Raw genomic sequence first — 18,495 nt, 5'->3', positions numbered from 1 at the left:
CTGACGTCAAAAAACAAATTCAGCTTAAAAGTCCCGCTGCGCAAAGGCTAAACTGCCTTCCATTCCGAGACCCTCTTCTTCCGAGCCTGCGAGCCGGTTTGAGCTGACATGACGCGCACCCATGAAATCCGCCCCGACCTGGACGAAGGCATCGACCGCAAGGTGCTCAGCCAGCTGCGCGCGCGCTTTCTCAAGCTCAATGAGGGTCGCCTTGGCCGGGCGCTCGAAGGTCTGTCGAGCCGCCAGCAAGGCGTGCTGACCCTGCTGCCACTGTTCTTCCACGTCAATCACCCGCTGTTGCCGGGCTATGTTTCCGGCAGCACCCCAGCCGGGCTGTCCAACTATGAACCGGACGCCAGCGCCCTCACCGAAGCGCAGCGCCTGACCCGCTCGTTCTCCTACAAGCCGCGCCATGGCAGCAACCCGCCTCGGCCGATTCACGGACTGTTTCTGATGGGCAGCCTCGGCACCCTGGCCCAGGCCGATCAGAGCGACATGGACGTGTGGGTTTGCCACGCACCGGACCTGAGCGACAACGAACTCGCCGAGTTGCGCAAAAAATGCCAGCTCCTCGAAGCCTGGGCCGCGACCCAAGGCGCCGAGGCGCACTTCTTTCTGATCGACCCGGTACGCTTCGTCAAAGGCGAACGCGACACCCAGCTCAGCTCCGAAAACTGCGGCAGCACGCAGCACTATCTGTTGCTGGACGAGTTTTATCGCACCGCGATCTGGCTGGCCGGGCGCACACCGATCTGGTGGCTGGTGCCAGTCTACGAAGAAAGCGCTTACGACCTGTACACCCACACTCTGCTGTCCAAGCGTTTCATTCGCGCCGACGAGACGCTTGATCTCGGGCATCTGGCGACAATTCCGCCGGGCGAGTTCATCGGTGCCGGCCTGTGGCAGTTGTTCAAGGGCATCGAGTCGCCCTACAAGTCAGTGCTAAAGCTGTTGCTGACCGAGGTCTACGCCAGCGAACACCCGAAAGTGCAGTGTCTGAGCCTGCGCTACAAGCAGGCCGTGTTCGCCAATCAGCTGGATCTGGATGAGCTGGATCCGTACATGGTGGTGTACCGACGCATCGAGGAATACCTCTGCGCCCGCAACGAGCCGGAGCGTCTGGAGCTGGTGCGGCGCGCGCTGTACCTCAAGGTCAACCGCAAGCTCACCGGCAACAGCCGCACCCAAAGCTGGCAGCGTTCGCTGCTGGAGCGCCTGGCGCACGAATGGCATTGGGATCAGCGGCAACTGGCCTTGCTCGACAGCCGCAGCCAGTGGAAAGTCCGCCAGGTCAGCGCCGAACGCCGCGCCCTGGTCAATGAGCTGAATTACAGCTACCGCTTCCTGACCCAGTTCGCCCGCACCGAACAGACCGTCAGCCTGATCAACAAGCGCGACCTGAACGTGCTCGGTCGTCGCTTGTACGCCGCATTCGAGCGCAAGGCCGACAAGGTCGAATTCATCAATCCCGGCATCGCCCCGGATCTGGCCGAAGACACCCTGACCCTGGTGCAATCGCCGAACAAAAAAGAGCCCGGGCAAACCCAGTGGGGTTTGTACAACGGTAGCCTGAACGCGCTGGAGTGGGAGCACTTCGCGCCGATCAAGCGCAGCCGCGAGTTGCTCGAACTGCTGACCTGGTGCCACCGCAACGGTGTGATCGACAGCAGCACCCGACTGGCGCTGCACCCCGGCACCAGCGATATGAGCGAGTTCGAGCTGTTCAACCTGCTCAGCAGCCTGCAGCAGTGCATCGCCCTGCCCCTGCCGACCGTTGCCGAAGAACGACTGCTGCGCGCTGCGGTGCCGAGCGAAGTGCTGATGCTGGTCAACGTCGGTATCGATCCGCTCAAGCATCACCGCGACCTGAATATCCTGATGACCACCGAGCGCACCGACTCACTGAGTTACGCCGGGGTGCGCGAAAACCTTGTGCTGACCCTCGATCAGGTCACGCTCAACAGCTGGAATGAAGTGCTGGTCAACCGTTTCGACGGCCCCCACGCGCTGCTCGATTGCCTGCGCGACTACCTCAACAATCTGCCGCGCGGCCCGCAGCAGCCATCATTGAAAGTGCGTTGCTTCTGCCACAACCGCGCGCAGTTCATTGCCCGGCGCGTCGAAGAAGTCATCGACACCGCGCAGACCCTGCTGCTCAGCGAGCTCAATCACCGCTACCTGATTCAGGTGCAACAGCACTATCACGTGCTGGAGCTGGTGCCGGGCCAGGTCAATCACGTAGCCCTCGCGACATTGCCGGCGCTGCTCGATTATCTGGGCGAAGAACAGCCGCGCTACAGCCCGCTGCACCTGGACCCGATGGCGCTGGAGGATCACGACCTCGCGTTGATCCTGTCGATGGGTCAGCCGGAATCGATTCAGGTGTTCTACCGGATCAGCGAACAACAGGCCGAGCTGTACGTGCTGGATGAGTTCAACGCGCTGTGGCAACAGCATCTGCCGTATCACGATGAACAGAGCCTGCTGGTACCGCTGCAGCGCTTCCTGCAATCGATCCAGTACCGACGCGAAGCGCTGTTGCCGATGGATGGCAGCCCGGCGGTCGGCCTCGACACCTTGTATTACCAGCTATTACCTTCCGGCCCCGGGCGGGCGCGCCGGGTCGAACCACGACCGGCGCCGCAGACACCGGTCAACAAACCGTTCTACGACGTGCAGGCGATCGTCGGCAAAGCCGCACCGGGCGAGGTGCAGGTCACCTTGTATTGCAATCAACGGGAATTCAGCGAGCTGGAATATGGCGACCAGCTGTTCCACGTGGTCGCCCGGGAGATCGTCGAGCAGCGCCGCGAGACCGAGCGCTATCGCTGCTACATCACCGACCTGGACCTCTCGGGCCTGCTCGGTGATGGTCAGAGTTCAAGCAATTTGTATCTGCGCTACAAGACCGACCTGGAGCGCGCCCTGAACGAGGCGCTCGAACAGGTCTGAGGCGGGGTCACTCGCGGAATTCACCGCCGTTGGCAGGCTGCGATTCAACTTCCAGCAACGTCAGTTTCAGGGTCTTGCCACCCGGAGCCGGCCAGTCGATGTGCTGACCGACCTTCAGGCCCAGCAGCGCGCTGCCGACCGGCGCGAGGATCGAGATCTTGCCTTCGTCGGCGTTGGCATCCTTGGGATAGACCAGCGTCAGGTGATAGTCCTTGCCGCTGCCTTCTTCGCGGCAGTGCACGCGGGAATTCATCGTCACGACATCGGCGGGCACTTCATCGTGGCCGACCAGCGTATCGGCGCGGTCCAGTTCGGTTTGCAGCGCGATCACGCCCGGCGCAGCCTGGTCTTTCTCATTCAGGTTGTCGATCAAGCGCTCCAGACGTTGCACGTCCAGACGGGTAAGAGTGATGGAAGGTGCGGTCATGATCCGGGCAGACTCCTTTCTTCTGCACACAAAAAAAGCAAAACCCCGCCAAAAAAGACGGGGTTTTCACCATGCCTCGATGGGTTGAGGCGTGTTCGGACACTATCACAGCTCAAAAAATATACAAGTCACCCACTTTTGAAATGGCAAGAACCCCTGTGGCGAGGGGATTTATCCCCGATGGGTCGCGCAGCGGCCCCAAGCTTCTGAGACTGCTGCGCAGTCTATCGGGGATAAATCCCCTCACCACAAGGTCGAGTCAAGTCAGGGCTTTTCGTGCGGCAGCCTGCTGGCAGATGATCCGGCGGCGTTGATCGTCCGCCGAACGCCATTCGCGAATATCCTCGACATGGCGGAAGCAGCCGAGGCAAACCTTCTGCTCATCCAGCCGGCACACGCCGCTGCACGGCGACGGCACCGCCGGGCTGACGTTGCTGTAGAGCGGCTTCGGAGGCCGGACGGGAGCGCTATCAGTCACGAATTCACAGACCTTCGAAGTCGAATTCGACGCCGGCTTGCTGCTTGACGATGCGCTCGAGCATCTCGCCCAGTTGCTCTTCGCTCTTGTCGCACATCCAGCGCTCGCTCTCTTCGTCGTAGTCGAAGTGGAAACCGCCGGAGACCGCCGCCAACCACAGCTGACGCAACGGCTCCTGACGACTGAAAATCAGCTGCGTGCCGTTTTCAAACTTCACAGTCAGTACACCGGCCGAGCTTTCCAGGTCGATATCCAGGTCGCTTTCGTCAAAGATGTCCTCCAGTTTTTCCTGGGTTTCATCGACCAGATCGTGGAAACGCGCTTCGGACAAACTCATTGTGGCAACCTCAAAAAATGTCTGATCAGGCTCAAGCGCCGCAAGATACGGACGCTGCCGGCCGATTGCAAAGATTAACGACCAAGCACCTGCCGGCACATCCAACACAACACTTGTGGGAGCGGGCTTGCTCGCGAAGGGGCCGGCACATCCAGCATTTTTCTCGACTGGACCGACGCCTTCGCGGGCAAGCCCGCTCCCACAGGGGTTTGTGTGTATTCACAGAGCCCCGCCGGACGGGAACCCCCTCGCATAGGCAAGCTGCCGGGTGGCCGGTATACTCCGGCGCAATTAACGCATTTTCAAGGATTTCGCCATGAAGCGCCTGATCTCTTCCCTTGCTGCGCTCGTCGCGGTTGCCTGCCTCGTTTCGGCCTGTGGTCAAAAAGGCCCGCTGTACCTGCCGGATGACGATCAGGACCCGGCCGAGCAAGCCCAGTCTTCGCAGAAGCAGCCGTCCAAAGCACACAAGCACGACGTTTACCAATAAGGGATCGCCATGGACGCTTTTAACTACCGTGGCGGGGAGCTGTTCGCGGAAGGTGTGGCGCTGTCCGCCATCGCCGACCGCTTCGGCACGCCCACCTACGTCTACTCGCGTGCGCACATCGAAGCCCAGTATCTGGCCTACGCCGACGCGCTGGCCGGCATGCCGCACCTGGTCTGCTACGCCGTCAAGGCCAACTCCAACCTCGGGGTTCTGAATGTCCTGGCCCGTCTCGGCGCCGGTTTCGACATCGTTTCCCGTGGCGAGCTGGAACGTGTACTCGCCGCTGGCGGCAGCGCCGACAAAATCGTGTTCTCCGGCGTCGGCAAGACCCGTGACGACATGCGTCGCGCGCTGGAAGTCGGCGTGCACTGCTTCAACGTCGAATCCACCGACGAACTCGAGCGCCTGCAAGTCGTGGCTGCCGAGCTGGGTGTTCGCGCCCCGGTCTCGCTGCGCGTGAACCCGGACGTCGACGCCGGCACCCACCCGTACATTTCCACCGGTCTCAAAGAGAACAAGTTCGGCATCGCCATTGCCGACGCCGAAGACGTGTACGTGCGTGCCGCGCACCTGCCGAACCTGGAAGTGATCGGTGTCGACTGCCACATCGGCTCGCAACTGACCACCCTGCCGCCGTTCCTCGATGCCCTCGATCGCTTGCTGGACCTGGTCGACCGCCTCGGCGATTGCGGCATTCACCTGCGCCACATCGATCTCGGCGGTGGCCTGGGCGTGCGTTATCGCGATGAAGAGCCGCCACTGGCCGGCGATTACATCAAGGCTGTGCGCGAGCGTCTGAACGGTCGTGACCTGGCGCTGGTGTTCGAACCGGGCCGCTTCATCGTCGCCAACGCTGGCGTGCTGCTGACTCAGGTCGAGTACCTCAAGCACACCGAACACAAGGATTTCGCCATCGTCGACGCGGCGATGAACGACCTGATTCGCCCGGCGCTGTATCAGGCCTGGATGGACGTCACCGCGGTCAAACCGCGTGACTCCGCTGCGCGCAAATACGACATCGTCGGCCCGATCTGCGAAACCGGCGATTTCCTCGCCAAGGATCGTGAGCTCGCGCTGGAAGAAGGCGATCTGCTGGCCGTGCATTCGGCCGGCGCCTACGGCTTCGTGATGAGTTCCAACTACAACACCCGTGGCCGTGCCGCTGAAGTGTTGGTAGACGGTGATCAGGTTTTTGAAGTGCGCCGCCGCGAAACCGTGGCCGAGCTGTTTGCCGGCGAAAGCCTGCTGCCGGAGTAACCCATGCTGCTGCGTTTTACCAAAATGCACGGCCTGGGCAATGACTTCATGGTTCTCGACCTGGTCAGCCAGCACGCGCATATTCAGCCCAAGCACGCCAAGCAATGGGGCGACCGGCACACCGGTATCGGTTTCGACCAGTTGCTGATCGTCGAAGCGCCGAGCAACCCGGACGTGGATTTCCGTTACCGGATCTTCAACTCCGATGGCTCGGAAGTGGAACAGTGCGGCAACGGTGCACGCTGCTTCGCGCGCTTCGTGCTCGACAAGCGCCTGACCGCTAAACGGCAGATTCGCGTCGAGACCAAGGGCGGCATCATCGAGCTGGACGTGCGTAACGACGGCCAGATCGGGGTGAACATGGGCGCGCCGCGTCTGGTGCCGGCGGATATTCCGTTCGACGCACCGGCGCAGGCCAGCAGCTATCAGCTGGAAGTCGACGGCACCACGGTCGAACTGGCCGCTGTGTCAATGGGCAACCCCCATGCGGTGCTGCGCGTACAGGACATCAACAATGCACCGGTGCATGAACTGGGGCCGAAAATCGAACACCATCCGCGCTTCCCGGCGCGGGTCAACGTCGGTTTCATCCAGGTCATCGACCGCAACCGCGCGCAGTTGCGCGTCTGGGAACGCGGGGCCGGGGAAACCCAGGCCTGCGGTACCGGCGCTTGTGCCGCTGCAGTTGCGGCCATCAGCCAGGGGTGGATGGATTCGCCGCTGTTGATCGACCTGCCCGGCGGGCGTCTGTCCATTGAATGGGCAGGCCCTGGCCATCCAGTGCTGATGACCGGCCCGGCAGTGCGTGTATACGAAGGACAAGTGCGTCTTTGAGTGAGCAGAAGCCATGACCGATAAGCCTCAGGTACCCGCCCGACAGTCCGACGAATCCGCGTCCGAAAGCCTGGAGGCGGCAGCGGTTGCCGCATACCTGGAGGCTCATCCGGACTTCTTCGTCGAGCACGAAGAACTGCTGCCCGCCATGCGCATTCCCCACCAGCGCGGTGACACCGTTTCGCTGGTCGAGCGGCAGATGAGCATCCTGCGCGACCGCAACATCGAGATGCGTCATCGTCTCTCGCAGTTGATGGACGTCGCCCGCGACAATGACCGGCTGTTCGACAAGACCCGCCGCCTGATCCTGTCGCTGATGGACGCGGCCAGTCTGGAAGACGTGGTGATCAGCGTCGAAGACAGCCTGCGCCAGGACTTTCAGGTGCCCTTTGTCAGCCTGATCCTGCTCGGCGACAACCCGGCACCGGTTGGCCGCTGGGTGACTCATGCCGACGCGCAAACCGCGATCGGCGGTCTGCTCACCGAAGGCAAGAGCGTCAGCGGCACCCTGCGTGAACATGAGCTGGACTTCCTGTTCGGCGAAGAACAGCGCAAGCAGATCGGCTCCACCGCGGTAGTCGCGGTCAGTCATCAGGGCATTCACGGCATTCTGGCGATCGCCAGCCGTGATCCGCAGCACTACAAGAGCTCGGTCGGCACGCTGTTCCTCAGCTACATCGCCGAAGTCATGGGCCGCGTGCTGCCACGGGTCAACAGCTCCCTGCGCTCGGTACGCTGAGCATGGAACGACAACTGGACGCTTACTGCGAACACCTGCGCAGTGAGCGACAGGTGTCGCCGCACACCCTGTCGGCCTATCGCCGCGATCTCGATAAAGTCCTCGGCTGGTGCCTCAAGCAGAACATTGGCAGTTGGGCGGCGCTGGATATTCAGCGCCTGCGCAGCCTGATCGCCCGCCTGCATGCGCAGGGGCAGTCGTCACGCAGTCTCGCCCGATTGCTCTCGGCGGTGCGCGGGCTCTATCACTATCTGAATCGCGAAGGTCTGTGCGACCACGACCCGGCGACCGGTCTGGCGCCGCCAAAAGGCGAACGGCGCTTGCCGAAAACCCTCGACACTGACCGCGCATTGCAACTGCTTGAAGGTGCGGTCGAGGACGACTTTCTCGCCCGTCGCGATCAGGCGATTCTCGAACTGTTCTATTCCTCGGGCCTGCGCCTGTCCGAGCTGACCGGGCTCAATCTCGATCAGCTGGATCTGGCCGACGGCATGGTTCAGGTGCTCGGCAAGGGCAGTAAGACCCGCCTGCTGCCGGTCGGCAAAAAGGCGCGCGAAGCACTGGAGCAATGGCTGCCGCTGCGGGCCATGACCAACCCGGCCGACGACGCCGTGTTCGTCAGCCAGCAAGGCCGCCGCCTCGGCCCACGGGCGATTCAGGTGCGGGTGAAACTGGCCGGCGAGCGCGAACTGGGGCAGAACCTGCACCCGCACATGCTGCGGCATTCCTTTGCCAGCCACTTGCTGGAATCCTCGCAGGACCTGCGCGCGGTGCAGGAACTGCTCGGCCACTCGGACATCAAGACCACGCAGATCTACACCCACCTGGACTTCCAGCACCTGGCGGCGGTCTACGACAGCGCCCACCCACGGGCCAAACGCAGCAAAGGCGACGATTCATGAACATCCAGTTGATCACCTTCGACCTCGACGACACCCTGTGGGACACCGCCCCGGTGATCGTCAGCGCCGAAGCGGTATTGCGCCAATGGCTGAGCGAACACGCGCCGAATCTGGGCGCAGTGCCGGTGGAGCATTTGTGGGGGATTCGTGAGCGGGTACTGGCCAGCGAGCCGGGCCTCAAGCACCGCATCAGCGCGTTGCGCCGGCGCGTGCTGTTCCACGCACTGGAGGAAGCCGGGTACGCCCACGGGGAAGCTGCGGATCTGGCCGACAAAAGCTTTGAAGTATTCCTGCATGCGCGGCATCAGATCGAGGTGTTCCCGGAGGTCGAACCGACTTTGGAAATCCTCGCCAACCATTACGCACTCGGCGTGGTCACCAACGGCAACGCCGACGTGCGTCGGCTGGGCCTGGCGGATTACTTCAAGTTTGCCTTGTGCGCCGAAGATATCGGTATCGCCAAGCCGGATGTGCGGCTGTTTCACGAGGCGTTGCAGCGTGGTGGCGCCACAGCCGAAACCGCCGTACATATCGGCGATCATCCGGGCGATGACATTGCCGGGGCGCAACAAGCGGGCATGCGTGCCGTCTGGTTCAACCCGACGGGCAAGGTCTGGGAAGCCGAGCGGCTTCCGGATGCCGAGATCCGTAGCCTGACCGATTTGCCAGCAGTGCTCGCCCGCTGGAATGCCCTCTCGAACTGATCCACTATCCCCTGTGGGAGCGGGCTTGCTCGCGAAGAGGCCGTGTCAGTCGACATACAATTTGAATGACACACCGCCTTCGCGAGCAAGCCCGCCCCCACAGGGGGTTGCGTGTATCCATGACCTCTTTGTTTCAGGCATGAAAAAGCCCGCAGCGACGGCGGGCTTTTTCAGCAAGCAGGTAGCACGCCTCAGATAGGGCGGCTGCCGTACTTGTTATCCGGCTTCTTGGGCGGATCGGCGACCACGTTGGCCTCCACTTCCTGCACCTTGCCGCCGCGCGCAAGGAATTCTTCCATGGCCTTGGCCAGGGCGTCGCGCTCCTTGTTCTTGGCTTCGATGCTCGGCAACTCGTCGACCGACACCGCAGCCTTGGCTTTGCCTTTGGCAGCCGGGGCCGGCGTATCGTCACCGCCATCGTCTTCAGCAACGTCTTCCGCTGCTGCTTCCAGACCGTCCTCGGCCTCGTCTTCGTCGCCTACTTCGAGGTCGTCGTTTTCCAGATCATCGTCGCTCATGTTCTACCTCATGACTTGCGAAAAGCAGATTAGTTATAGACCAGCTTTGGCGACTGTCGAAAGTCGCCGGAAAAAAATCGGTAACCGCGGGTGACCAACGGTTTACGCCCCTTCACCGTGCAGGGTGGCGAGGACTTTACGGGCACCGCCATGATCACGGTGCTCGCCCAGATAAACACCTTGCCAGGTGCCCAGTGCCAGTCGCCCTGCCGAAACCGGCAGACTGATCTGACAGCCAAGTACGCTGGCCTTGAAGTGCGCCGGGAGGTCGTCCAGGCCTTCGTCGTTATGCTCATAGCCGTCTGTTCCTTGTGGGATCAGACGATTGAAAAATCGTTCGAAGTCGCGACGGACCGCCGGATCGGCGTTCTCGTTGATGGTCAACGACGCCGAGGTGTGCTGCAGCCACAAATGCAACAGACCGACCCGGCACGCCTTGAGTTCAGGCAGGCCGGCGAGTAACTCGTCCGTTACCAGATGAAAGCCCCGGGGCCGTGCCCGCAGGGTTATCAGAGTCTGTTGCCACATACAGTTCTCCGCACGTTCGGGGCGCATTCTAGCGCGCTCTGGGAAAAAACAAAGGCCCTAATATTCCTGCAATGATGTAAGCGATTGGCCGCAGAAAAATGCCCGCCGTAAACACGACCAAAGCCGTACGAAAAATCCTTTCAGCCTTCCTTTCAATGACAAATTCCAGACAAAAAAATGCCCGGCGAACCGGGCAAGTTTTTTAATGCGCGTACTTACAGGTTGTAGCCGCGTTCGTTGTGTTGTGCCAGATCGAGACCCACCGACTCTTCTTCCTCGGTCACACGCAGACCCATCACGGCGTCCAGGACCTTGAGGATGATGAAGGTGACGATTGCGGTGTAGATCACCGTGAAGCCGACACCTTTGCACTGAATCCACACTTGAGCGGCGATGTCGGTGACGGTGCCGAAGCCACCCAGCGACGGTGCAGCGAACACACCGGTGAGGATCGCCCCGAGGATACCGCCGATACCGTGTACGCCGAACGCGTCCAGAGAGTCGTCATAGCCGAGTTTGCGTTTCAGCGTGGTGGCGCAGAAGAAGCACACCACACCTGCCGCCAGACCGATCACCAGTGCACCCATCGGGCCCACAGTGCCGGCCGCCGGAGTGATTGCCACCAGACCGGCAACCACACCCGAGGCGATGCCCAGTGCACTTGGCTTGCCGTGGGTGATCCACTCGGCAAACATCCAGCCCAGTGCAGCCGCAGCGGTAGCAATCTGTGTGACCAGCATCGCCATGCCGGCGGTGCCGTTGGCGGCTGCGGCGGAACCGGCGTTGAATCCGAACCAGCCAACCCACAACATCGCTGCACCCATCAGGGTGTAACCGAGGTTGTGCGGTGCCATCGGGGTGGTCGGGAAACCTTTGCGCTTGCCCAATACCAGGCAGGCAATCAGACCGGCCACACCGGCGTTGATGTGCACCACGGTGCCGCCCGCGAAGTCGAGTACGCCCCAGTCCCACATCAGGCCGCCGTTACCGGACCAGACCATGTGCGCGATCGGTGCATAGACGAGGGTGAACCAGATGCCCATGAAAATCAGCATCGCGGAGAATTTCATCCGCTCGGCGAACGCACCGACAATCAGCGCCGGGGTGATGATCGCGAAGGTCATCTGGAAGGTGATGAACACCGCCTCGGGGAACAGCGCCGCAGGGCCGGTCAGGCTCGAAGGCGTGACACTGGCGAGGAACGCCTTGCCCATGCCGCCGAAGAACGAGTTGAAGTTGACGACGCCCTGCTCCATGCCGGTGGTGTCGAACGCAATGCTGTAGCCATAAATGACCCACAGGATGCTGATCAGACCGGTAATGGCGAAGCACTGCATCATCACGGAAAGAATGTTTTTCGAGCGAACCATGCCGCCGTAAAACAGCGCCAGGCCCGGGATGGTCATGAACAGCACGAGGGCTGTCGAGGTGAGCATCCAGGCGGTGTCGCCGGAATTGAGGACCGGGGCCGCCACTTCGTCTGCCGCCATTGCAAGGCCGGGCATTACGATGGACAACAGGGCTCCTAGCCCTGCGAATTTACGCAGAGTCATATTGTTTTCTCCTGGGGCGTTGGGGTTTGTGGCGGCTTAAATCGCGTCGGTATCGGTTTCGCCGGTACGGATGCGGATCGCCTGTTCCAGATTGACCACGAAGATCTTGCCGTCACCGATCTTGCCGGTGTTGGCCGCTTTGGTTATCGCCTCGATAACCCGATCCAGATCCTTGTCGTCGATGGCCACGTCGATTTTCACCTTGGGCAGAAAATCGACCACATACTCCGCGCCGCGATACAGCTCGGTGTGACCCTTCTGCCGGCCGAAGCCTTTGACTTCAGTAACGGTAATGCCCTGCACGCCGATTTCGGACAGCGACTCGCGCACGTCGTCCAACTTGAACGGCTTGATGATGGCAGTGACTAGCTTCATGAAACTCTCTCCCGAATTGGTGGACTTGCCCCAGGAAAACAAACCCGACTCAAGTCTAAGCGCAGTGCCTGGCTTTGTAACGCATCGTCGGCCTTACCTGCCCGACTGACGCCAGCTAACCGCTGCCGGCGAAACTCCCCGTCCCGCCTGCCGCACTGCATTCGTCACAGCGACTGCATCAGTGCATGGGTCACTACCGACTAAGCAGAAAGCTTGCCATCTCGCCAAATTCCTCTGATTTCAAGCCCTTGGCCGCTGCCACAGGCGCCCGCGCAAAAAAGCCCCGACGGTTACGCACAACAACGGTGCGTTGCCGTCCGTCCGCCTGCGCGAAAAGCGTGCATCCGCACCTGCGTCAATGACTATAGACACTGCGTGATACACTGCCCGCCACTGTTTACAGGACACATTCCATGCTCGCGCCAAAAGACTTCCTCGACGCCCTGAGCGGCACCGCCTCCCGCCTGTTCAGCGGCGACACCCCGCTGCCGAAAGCCGAAATCGAAAGCCAGTTCAAGATGCTGCTGCAGAGTGCGTTCAGCAAACTGGATCTGGTGAGCCGGGAAGAGTTTGACAGTCAGATGGTCGTACTGGCCCGCACTCGTGCCCGCCTCGAGAGCCTCGAAGCGAAAGTTGCCGAGATGGAAGCGAAGCTGACACCGCCTGCGGAATAACAATCCCGAGTAGAAATGCCTTCAAATTTGCGAAGAGAAGTTAAACCGCTCCTGCCAAGGCAGGAGCGGTTTCCGTCAAATCAATCCTTACAACGAATTATTCCAACGGTCTCGCAGAAACTCGTACAGGCGAAAAGCCCATAACGCGATTCTGACGAGGCGCCACATATGTTTAAGAAACTTAGACATACTTTGGCCCTCCTTGCGTGGGGCCAAACCTCCGATGCACTTTCCGGCGTACGAACACCTTCGGGACTACACGTGAGTATGTCCGCTAAGGCGGCCGGGTGTGGGTTCCTCAAATACAGCACCGGCACGGGTCTCACACCGTGTCGAGGAACATGAAGTCTTTGCGCTCCCGGCCACACTTCGCGAATACCCCATGAGTGGGCATCGTCATTGCGGACTTTATGACAGCCCTTAGAAAGCGATTTAAACAACTTGTATCAAGTCGTTATGAGGCGCTATCAACGGGACCTTTGCCCCCCTTTCAAGCCCATCTGATACTTGCGCCAATGAGCAAACATGCATAACCTGATCGCACGTGAGTGTGTCCGCAAAGGATACGCAGGCCTTGGCCTCACCGAAGCCTGCAAACTGAAAACCGTCTCCTCAAGGCGGTTTTTTTTCGCCTCGAGATTGGTTAACCACTTTCCCGCAACATCCAGTGAAAGTTCGCCCCCGCCTGATCGCCCTTCCCCAACTACCCTTCAAAAACCCGCAGGAAGCGGTCCCCGATTCAGCTCAAGGAACGACCATGTCCCTCTCCATCGTCCACAGTCGCGCCCAGATAGGCGTGGATGCTCCCGCCGTCACCGTCGAAGTCCATCTGGCCAACGGTCTGCCGTCGCTGACCATGGTCGGTCTGCCCGAGGCGGCGGTGAAGGAGAGCAAGGATCGCGTGCGCAGCGCGATCATCAATTCCGGGCTGCAGTTTCCGGCGCGGCGGATCACCTTGAATCTGGCGCCGGCGGATCTGCCCAAGGATGGCGGGCGCTTTGATCTGGCGATTGCCTTGGGGATTCTGTCGGCGAGTGTGCAGGTGCCGTGTCTGACGCTGGATGAGGTGGAATGCCTTGGTGAACTGGCGTTGTCCGGCGCTGTGCGGCCGGTACGCGGGGTGTTGCCGGCGGCACTGGCGGCGCGCAAGGCCGGGCGGGCACTGGTGGTGCCGCGGGCGAATGCCGAGGAAGCGTGCCTTGCTTCGGGTTTGAAGGTGTTTGCGGTGGATCATCTGCTGGAGGCAGTGGCGCATTTCAACGGGCATACGCCGGTCGAGCCTTATGTCTCGGACGGGCTGATCCATGCGGCGAAACCTTATCCCGACCTCAATGAGGTGCAAGGACAGATGGCCGCGAAACGGGCGCTGCTGATTGCGGCGGCGGGCGCGCATAACCTGTTGTTCAGTGGGCCGCCGGGAACGGGCAAGACCTTGTTGGCGAGTCGCTTGCCGGGCCTGCTGCCGCCACTCTCCGAATGCGAGGCGCTGGAAGTGGCGGCGATTCAATCGGTCGCCAGCGGCGTGCCACTGACCCATTGGCCACAACGGCCCTTTCGCCAGCCGCACCACTCGGCCTCCGGGCCGGCACTGGTCGGTGGCAGCTCGAAACCGCAACCCGGCGAGATCACCCTCGCCCACCACGGCGTACTGTTTCTCGATGAGCTGCCGGAGTTCGATCGCAAGGTACTGGAGGTGCTGCGCGAGCCGCTGGAATCCGGGCATATCGTGATTGCCCGAGCCAAGGATCGCGTACGCTTTCCCGCGCGTTTCCAGTTGGTGGCGGCAATGAATCCGTGCCCTTGTGGATATCTTGGCGAGCCGAGCGGCAAGTGCTCGTGTACACCGGACATGGTGCAGCGCTACCGCAACAAGCTATCGGGGCCGTTGCTGGATCGGATCGATCTGCACCTGACGGTGGCGCGGGAAGCGACGGCGCTGAATCCGGCAGTGAAGCCAGGCGAGGACAGCGCCAGTGCGGCAGCCGTGGTGGCCGAGGCACGCGAACGCCAGCAAAAGCGTCAGCGTTGTGCCAATGCGTTCCTCGATCTGCCAGGCCTGAAGCGGCACTGCCAGTTATCTACAGCCGATGAGAAATGGCTGGAGTCAGCCTGCGAACGGCTGACCTTGTCACTGCGCTCAGCCCATCGTTTGCTCAAGGTCGCCAGAACCCTGGCAGACCTTGAGCAAGTCGATGCAATCAGCCGTGAGCATCTGGCCGAAGCGCTGCAATACCGCCCGGCGACGCCTTAATGCTCGGTCAGATCCACCAGCGGCGCCTGTCGCACTTCGGTTTCACGCCCGGCCTGGATTTCGCTCACGCGCTTCAGCGCGTTATCCACAGCGCCTTTGTCTGCCAGCAGGCTGTAGCTGATCTGAAACTGTTGGCTGGCCTTTGGCGCAATGGTCGGCACCAGATTCAGCGGACGCTGATAGCGGCGGTTGTAGGAAAAGCTGGTGCCTGGCTCAAGGCCCGTGACATAGCCCTGCCCTTGGGTGTCGGTGTTTTTCCACAGGGAAAACACTGGCAGCTGTTGAGTATTGAAGCCAACAGAGACACCGAGGCTGCCAGCCTTGTTGTGCAAAACAGTCAGGGTTTCGCCTTTGGCGTCGGCGTAGGGCACGACGTTATAGACGGTTTCATCGTAGTCCTTGGTTGGACCGCGATAAATCTGCCAGTCCGCCAACTCGGCTTTGGCCTTGTCGTTGAATGGCGAGACCTGTTTCACCGGCGCCGCGAACCGCGCGCCCTGCTCAAGGAACGGTGTACTGAAGTTACTGTGATACAGCGCCTGGTATTCCTTCGGATAATCACCGTTGTTGGTCAGCGTATCGTTGAGGGCAAAGCGCACGCTGCCCGGCTCGGTGACCAGCTCAGTGACGACCGAGAAGTCGACTTTCTTGAACGCCTGTTCCTTCAGTTCACCGCGCAGACTGATGGCGTAGGGTGGTTTTTCATCGATGTGCAGCGTGACAGTGCTGGCCGGAATGTTCGCGGCGCGGCCGTGCAGGGTCAGCAACTCGCCATTGTCCATACCGGGATGGCCGACCCATTCGTAACCGCAGCGGGTCACCAACTCATTGAAGCCTTCCAGCCAGCCCAGGCCACCGCGTCCATTGAGTTCGATGAAGGCCGGGTTGACCACTTCCTTGACCGGCGAATCCCAACCCATGCGCACGTTGCCGACAGACGCCTGCAGGACATTCATGCCACGGGTCGGCACCACCGAGAGTTTCATCGTGCCGTTATCGATATCGACGATGCTGACACCTTCCTGTCGCCCGCCGTGCAAGGTGCGCAGGCTGACGGAGAAAGGCTTGTCGGTTTTCAACCCGAGCTGCTCACTGGTAATGCTCCAGTTTTGCGCGGGCTTGTTGGTATCGAGGAGTACGTAATCCCAGGCCATGGCGTGGGAAGCAGCAGAGAGTGCGCCGAATGCAACGGCGAGTTTGAACGGGGTCATGGCAGCAGCCTTTATTGGAGTTGTGCCATTTTTATAGCGTTGCGGAAACGTTTCAGCAAGAAAAGATGAGAGACATATAGGATGATTTGCCATGGATCGGCGGCGTTGCATTCGCGAGCAGGCTCGCTCCCACAGAGTATTCGGGTGCTCAAACGATTTATGAGCTACCCCGGAAACTGTGGGAGCGAGCCTGCTCGCGAAAGCGATATCAAGGCTGTATCAACGGAAGCGATCAACCTCGGAACGCAAATCCGCCGCCAGCTTTTCAAGCTCTTTGGCGGTGACCGCGAGGTTCGACACCACCTCACGCTGCTCACTGTTGGCCAGCGCAATGCTCTGCAGGTTACTGCTGAGCAAAGTAGCCGTGCTGCTCTGCTCCTGGGTCGCGGTGGTAATCGCGGCGAACTGCTGCCCTGCCGAACGGCTCTGCTCATCGATCCGCGCCAGCGCCGACGCCACGTTGGCGTTGCGCGACAGGCCTTCCTGCATCAGCAGATTGCCCTGCTCCATGGTGCTGATGGCGTTGCCGGTTTCCTGCTGAATGCTGTGAATCATCCCGGAGATTTCATCAGTGGCCTGACGGGTGCGCGACGCCAGGTTACGCACCTCATCGGCGACCACGGCAAAACCACGGCCCTGTTCACCGGCACGGGCCGCTTCGATGGCCGCGTTGAGCGCCAGCAGGTTGGTCTGTTCGGCAATCGAGGTGATCACACTGACAATGCCGCCGATTTCCTGGGAACGCTGGCCAAGGGTGTTGATCACGGTAGCCGTGGTGTTCAACGCGCCAGCGATTTGCTCCAGCGAGGAAGACGCTTCGTCCATGGAAGTACGACCGATCTGCGTCTGCTGAGCGTTTTCCTGGGCCAGACGCTGGGTGGCACCCATGTTGTCGGCAATGTTCAGCGAGGTGGCGCTGAACTCTTCAACTGCGCCGGCCATGCTGGTGATTTCGCCGGACTGCTGTTCCATGCCTTCGTACGCACCGCCGGACAAACCGGACAGCGCCTGGGCGCGGCTGTTGACCTCTTCCGAGGAGCGGCGGATGTGTTCGACCATCGTCGACAGCGCCTGGCTCATCTGGTTGAACGCGCGGGACAGCTGACCGATCTCGTCGTTGCTCGACACGTTCAGGCGCACGCTCAGATCACCGGCACCGAGAGCTTCGGCCTGACGCACCAGATCACTCAGCGGCGCCAGTTTGCTGCGCAGCAACCACACCACCGAACCCACCGCCAACAGCATCGCCAGCAGGCTGCCGATGGCCAGTTGCGTGCCGACGCTCCAGGTCACCGCGCGAATCTCGGCTTTCGGCATACTCGCCACCACCGCCCACGGCCCACCGTCAAATGGCACCGAAACGCTGTAGAAATCTTCGTTCTTGTCGCTCCAGAACTGCCCCTTGCCCGGGGTTTTCGCCAGGCCGCCGATCACCGTGACCGCCTGATCCAATGCCTGGACGCCCGCCGGGGCCACCAACCATCTGTTCTGCTCATCCAGCAGCGCCAGCGAACCGGTCTGGCCGATGCGGAAGCGCTTGAGGTTGTCGAACTGGGCGTTCTGCGCATCGGTGTAATCAAAACCAACGAACAACACCGCAATCACTTTGCCGCTGCCATCGCGCACCGGGGTGTATTGGGTCATGTAGGAACGATCGAACAGCAGCGCGCGGCCGACGTAACCCTGACCCGCCATCAACTTCGCGTAGGCCGGGTGTGCGTGATCGAGCAAAGTGCCGATGGCGCGCGTGCCGTCCTGTTTGGTCAACGAGGTGCTGACCCGCACGAAGTCTTCGCCGCTACGCACGAACAGCGTGGCAACGCCGGCGGTCATCTGCTTGAACTCGTCGACTTCCTTGAAGTTGTTGTTCAACACTTCGCTGCCCAAGTGCAGGCCCGGGGTCTGGGTGCCGGCGACGTTCACCGGTTCATCCAGGTGAATGCTCAGGCCCGCGCTGAAGCGCTTCTCGAACAGCCCGCTCAGGCGCTGGGTGCTTTCGCGCAGCGTGCCGTGGAAAGTGCTCAACTGGTCAGCCAGCAGCCGCGCCTCACTGGCGAGGTGCTCTTCACGGGTGGCGAGGTTGGCGGAATCCAGCGAACGCAGGGCGAACACCGTACTGCCGCTGATGACGATCGCCAGTATCACGGCGAGCGCGAGGCCCAGCTGCGAGGCGATCCGAGCGCGAGGTTGAGACATGGACAGCTCCTGGCCGAACTTGCCGATCCTCCTTGATCGCAGCTCGGATAATTTTCTAATGGGGGTGAA

General features: G+C 61.2%; 18 protein-coding genes. 9 read left to right on the top strand and 9 right to left on the bottom strand.

Annotation, left to right across the window (positions count from 1 at the left end):
- Positions 1 to 108 precede the first annotated feature (108 nt).
- Positions 109 to 2,952, top strand: a complete 2,844-nt coding sequence (locus tag CRO59_RS20675) for a class I adenylate cyclase (RefSeq protein ID WP_097089522.1) — start codon at positions 109 to 111, stop codon at positions 2,950 to 2,952.
- A gap of 7 nt (positions 2,953 to 2,959) precedes the next feature.
- On the opposite strand, the gene rnk is transcribed toward CRO59_RS20675, so the two are convergent.
- From rnk to cyaY, 3 genes are all read right to left on the bottom strand, one after another.
- The gene (gene rnk, locus CRO59_RS20670; protein ID WP_003229397.1) at positions 2,960 to 3,379 is read right to left on the bottom strand and encodes a nucleoside diphosphate kinase regulator; all 420 of its coding nucleotides are present in this window, start codon (positions 3,377 to 3,379) and stop codon (positions 2,960 to 2,962) included.
- 259 nt (positions 3,380 to 3,638) lie between these two features.
- Positions 3,639 to 3,857 (bottom strand): DUF1289 domain-containing protein, encoded by a 219-nt coding sequence (locus tag CRO59_RS20665; RefSeq protein WP_097089521.1) that lies wholly within the window; start codon positions 3,855 to 3,857, stop codon positions 3,639 to 3,641.
- Between the two features lie 4 nt (positions 3,858 to 3,861).
- Positions 3,862 to 4,194, bottom strand: a complete 333-nt coding sequence (cyaY, locus tag CRO59_RS20660; RefSeq protein ID WP_003229398.1) for an iron donor protein CyaY — start codon at positions 4,192 to 4,194, stop codon at positions 3,862 to 3,864.
- Positions 4,195 to 4,510: 316 nt separating this feature from the next.
- Here cyaY and CRO59_RS20655 point away from each other — a divergent pair, with 316 nt between their 5' ends.
- The 6 genes from CRO59_RS20655 to CRO59_RS20630 are packed head-to-tail and all read left to right on the top strand — an operon-like array spanning position 4,511 to position 9,120.
- A complete protein-coding gene (locus tag CRO59_RS20655; protein ID WP_007911098.1) occupies positions 4,511 to 4,684 on the top strand; it encodes a lipoprotein in 174 nt (57 codons plus the stop codon).
- Positions 4,685 to 4,693: 9 nt separating this feature from the next.
- Positions 4,694 to 5,941, top strand: coding sequence for a diaminopimelate decarboxylase (lysA, locus tag CRO59_RS20650; RefSeq protein ID WP_027610442.1), 1,248 nt, complete (start codon positions 4,694 to 4,696; stop codon positions 5,939 to 5,941).
- Between the two features lie 3 nt (positions 5,942 to 5,944).
- Positions 5,945 to 6,775, top strand: coding sequence for a diaminopimelate epimerase (gene dapF, locus CRO59_RS20645; protein ID WP_027610441.1), 831 nt, complete (start codon positions 5,945 to 5,947; stop codon positions 6,773 to 6,775).
- Between the two features lie 13 nt (positions 6,776 to 6,788).
- A complete protein-coding gene (locus CRO59_RS20640) occupies positions 6,789 to 7,514 on the top strand; it encodes a DUF484 family protein (RefSeq protein ID WP_097089519.1) in 726 nt (241 codons plus the stop codon).
- A gap of 2 nt (positions 7,515 to 7,516) precedes the next feature.
- Positions 7,517 to 8,416 carry a tyrosine recombinase XerC gene (xerC, locus tag CRO59_RS20635; RefSeq protein WP_003229409.1) on the top strand — a complete coding sequence of 300 codons (900 nt, stop codon included), beginning with the start codon at positions 7,517 to 7,519 and terminating at the stop codon, positions 8,414 to 8,416.
- A complete protein-coding gene (locus CRO59_RS20630) occupies positions 8,413 to 9,120 on the top strand; it encodes an HAD family hydrolase (RefSeq protein WP_027610438.1) in 708 nt (235 codons plus the stop codon). Before xerC ends, CRO59_RS20630 begins: the two co-directional genes overlap by 4 nt.
- A gap of 191 nt (positions 9,121 to 9,311) precedes the next feature.
- Here CRO59_RS20630 and sutA read toward each other — a convergent pair whose 3' ends face one another.
- The 4 genes from sutA to glnK all read right to left on the bottom strand — a co-directional run bounded on the left by sutA (position 9,312) and on the right by glnK (position 12,094).
- Positions 9,312 to 9,638 carry a transcriptional regulator SutA gene (sutA, locus tag CRO59_RS20625; protein WP_007951900.1) on the bottom strand — a complete coding sequence of 109 codons (327 nt, stop codon included), beginning with the start codon at positions 9,636 to 9,638 and terminating at the stop codon, positions 9,312 to 9,314.
- A gap of 102 nt (positions 9,639 to 9,740) precedes the next feature.
- Complete coding sequence (locus CRO59_RS20620) at positions 9,741 to 10,166, bottom strand: secondary thiamine-phosphate synthase enzyme YjbQ (RefSeq protein WP_003229414.1); 426 nt, start codon at positions 10,164 to 10,166, stop codon at positions 9,741 to 9,743.
- Positions 10,167 to 10,381: 215 nt separating this feature from the next.
- Entirely contained in the window at positions 10,382 to 11,719 is a 1,338-nt protein-coding gene (locus CRO59_RS20615; protein ID WP_097089517.1) for an ammonium transporter, read from the bottom strand.
- Between the two features lie 36 nt (positions 11,720 to 11,755).
- Positions 11,756 to 12,094: a P-II family nitrogen regulator gene (gene glnK / locus CRO59_RS20610; protein WP_002555808.1), complete on the bottom strand. Its 339-nt coding sequence runs from the start codon at positions 12,092 to 12,094 to the stop codon at positions 11,756 to 11,758.
- A 413-nt stretch (positions 12,095 to 12,507) separates the two neighbouring features.
- On the opposite strand from glnK, the gene CRO59_RS20605 reads away from it, so the two are divergent.
- Both CRO59_RS20605 and CRO59_RS20600 read left to right on the top strand, forming a co-directional pair.
- Entirely contained in the window at positions 12,508 to 12,768 is a 261-nt protein-coding gene (locus tag CRO59_RS20605) for an accessory factor UbiK family protein (RefSeq protein WP_007920416.1), read from the top strand.
- Positions 12,769 to 13,525: 757 nt separating this feature from the next.
- Complete coding sequence (locus CRO59_RS20600; RefSeq protein ID WP_097089516.1) at positions 13,526 to 15,019, top strand: YifB family Mg chelatase-like AAA ATPase; 1,494 nt, start codon at positions 13,526 to 13,528, stop codon at positions 15,017 to 15,019.
- On the opposite strand, the gene CRO59_RS20595 is transcribed toward CRO59_RS20600, so the two are convergent.
- Both CRO59_RS20595 and CRO59_RS20590 read right to left on the bottom strand, forming a co-directional pair.
- Positions 15,016 to 16,230 carry an aldose 1-epimerase family protein gene (locus CRO59_RS20595; RefSeq protein WP_096796102.1) on the bottom strand — a complete coding sequence of 405 codons (1,215 nt, stop codon included), beginning with the start codon at positions 16,228 to 16,230 and terminating at the stop codon, positions 15,016 to 15,018. The two genes, CRO59_RS20600 and CRO59_RS20595, sit on opposite strands and share 4 nt — an antisense overlap.
- 219 nt (positions 16,231 to 16,449) lie before the next feature.
- Positions 16,450 to 18,426, bottom strand: a complete 1,977-nt coding sequence (locus CRO59_RS20590; protein ID WP_097089514.1) for a methyl-accepting chemotaxis protein — start codon at positions 18,424 to 18,426, stop codon at positions 16,450 to 16,452.
- Positions 18,427 to 18,495: the final 69 nt, after the last annotated feature.

The sequence above is a fragment of the Pseudomonas sp. LAMO17WK12:I5 genome, assembly GCF_900215165.1.
Classification (GTDB): domain Bacteria; phylum Pseudomonadota; class Gammaproteobacteria; order Pseudomonadales; family Pseudomonadaceae; genus Aquipseudomonas; species Aquipseudomonas putida_A.
Note: the sequence above shows the minus strand (reverse complement) of the source record. Positions and strands in the feature narration are given on the sequence as shown.

What these genes read in the sequence shown, in the direction of transcription:
- CRO59_RS20675 (WP_097089522.1), top strand. Translation starts at nt 109, where the DNA reads ATGACGCGCACCCATGAAATCCGCCCCGACCTGGACGAAGGCATCGAC.
- rnk (WP_003229397.1), bottom strand. Translation starts at nt 3,379, where the DNA reads ATGACCGCACCTTCCATCACTCTTACCCGTCTGGACGTGCAACGTCTG.
- cyaY (WP_003229398.1), bottom strand. Translation starts at nt 4,194, where the DNA reads ATGAGTTTGTCCGAAGCGCGTTTCCACGATCTGGTCGATGAAACCCAG.
- CRO59_RS20655 (WP_007911098.1), top strand. Translation starts at nt 4,511, where the DNA reads ATGAAGCGCCTGATCTCTTCCCTTGCTGCGCTCGTCGCGGTTGCCTGC.
- lysA (WP_027610442.1), top strand. Translation starts at nt 4,694, where the DNA reads ATGGACGCTTTTAACTACCGTGGCGGGGAGCTGTTCGCGGAAGGTGTG.
- dapF (WP_027610441.1), top strand. Translation starts at nt 5,945, where the DNA reads ATGCTGCTGCGTTTTACCAAAATGCACGGCCTGGGCAATGACTTCATG.
- CRO59_RS20640 (WP_097089519.1), top strand. Translation starts at nt 6,789, where the DNA reads ATGACCGATAAGCCTCAGGTACCCGCCCGACAGTCCGACGAATCCGCG.
- xerC (WP_003229409.1), top strand. Translation starts at nt 7,517, where the DNA reads ATGGAACGACAACTGGACGCTTACTGCGAACACCTGCGCAGTGAGCGA.
- CRO59_RS20630 (WP_027610438.1), top strand. Translation starts at nt 8,413, where the DNA reads ATGAACATCCAGTTGATCACCTTCGACCTCGACGACACCCTGTGGGAC.
- sutA (WP_007951900.1), bottom strand. Translation starts at nt 9,638, where the DNA reads ATGAGCGACGATGATCTGGAAAACGACGACCTCGAAGTAGGCGACGAA.
- CRO59_RS20620 (WP_003229414.1), bottom strand. Translation starts at nt 10,166, where the DNA reads ATGTGGCAACAGACTCTGATAACCCTGCGGGCACGGCCCCGGGGCTTT.
- CRO59_RS20615 (WP_097089517.1), bottom strand. Translation starts at nt 11,719, where the DNA reads ATGACTCTGCGTAAATTCGCAGGGCTAGGAGCCCTGTTGTCCATCGTA.
- glnK (WP_002555808.1), bottom strand. Translation starts at nt 12,094, where the DNA reads ATGAAGCTAGTCACTGCCATCATCAAGCCGTTCAAGTTGGACGACGTG.
- CRO59_RS20605 (WP_007920416.1), top strand. Translation starts at nt 12,508, where the DNA reads ATGCTCGCGCCAAAAGACTTCCTCGACGCCCTGAGCGGCACCGCCTCC.
- CRO59_RS20600 (WP_097089516.1), top strand. Translation starts at nt 13,526, where the DNA reads ATGTCCCTCTCCATCGTCCACAGTCGCGCCCAGATAGGCGTGGATGCT.
- CRO59_RS20595 (WP_096796102.1), bottom strand. Translation starts at nt 16,230, where the DNA reads ATGACCCCGTTCAAACTCGCCGTTGCATTCGGCGCACTCTCTGCTGCT.
- CRO59_RS20590 (WP_097089514.1), bottom strand. Translation starts at nt 18,426, where the DNA reads ATGTCTCAACCTCGCGCTCGGATCGCCTCGCAGCTGGGCCTCGCGCTC.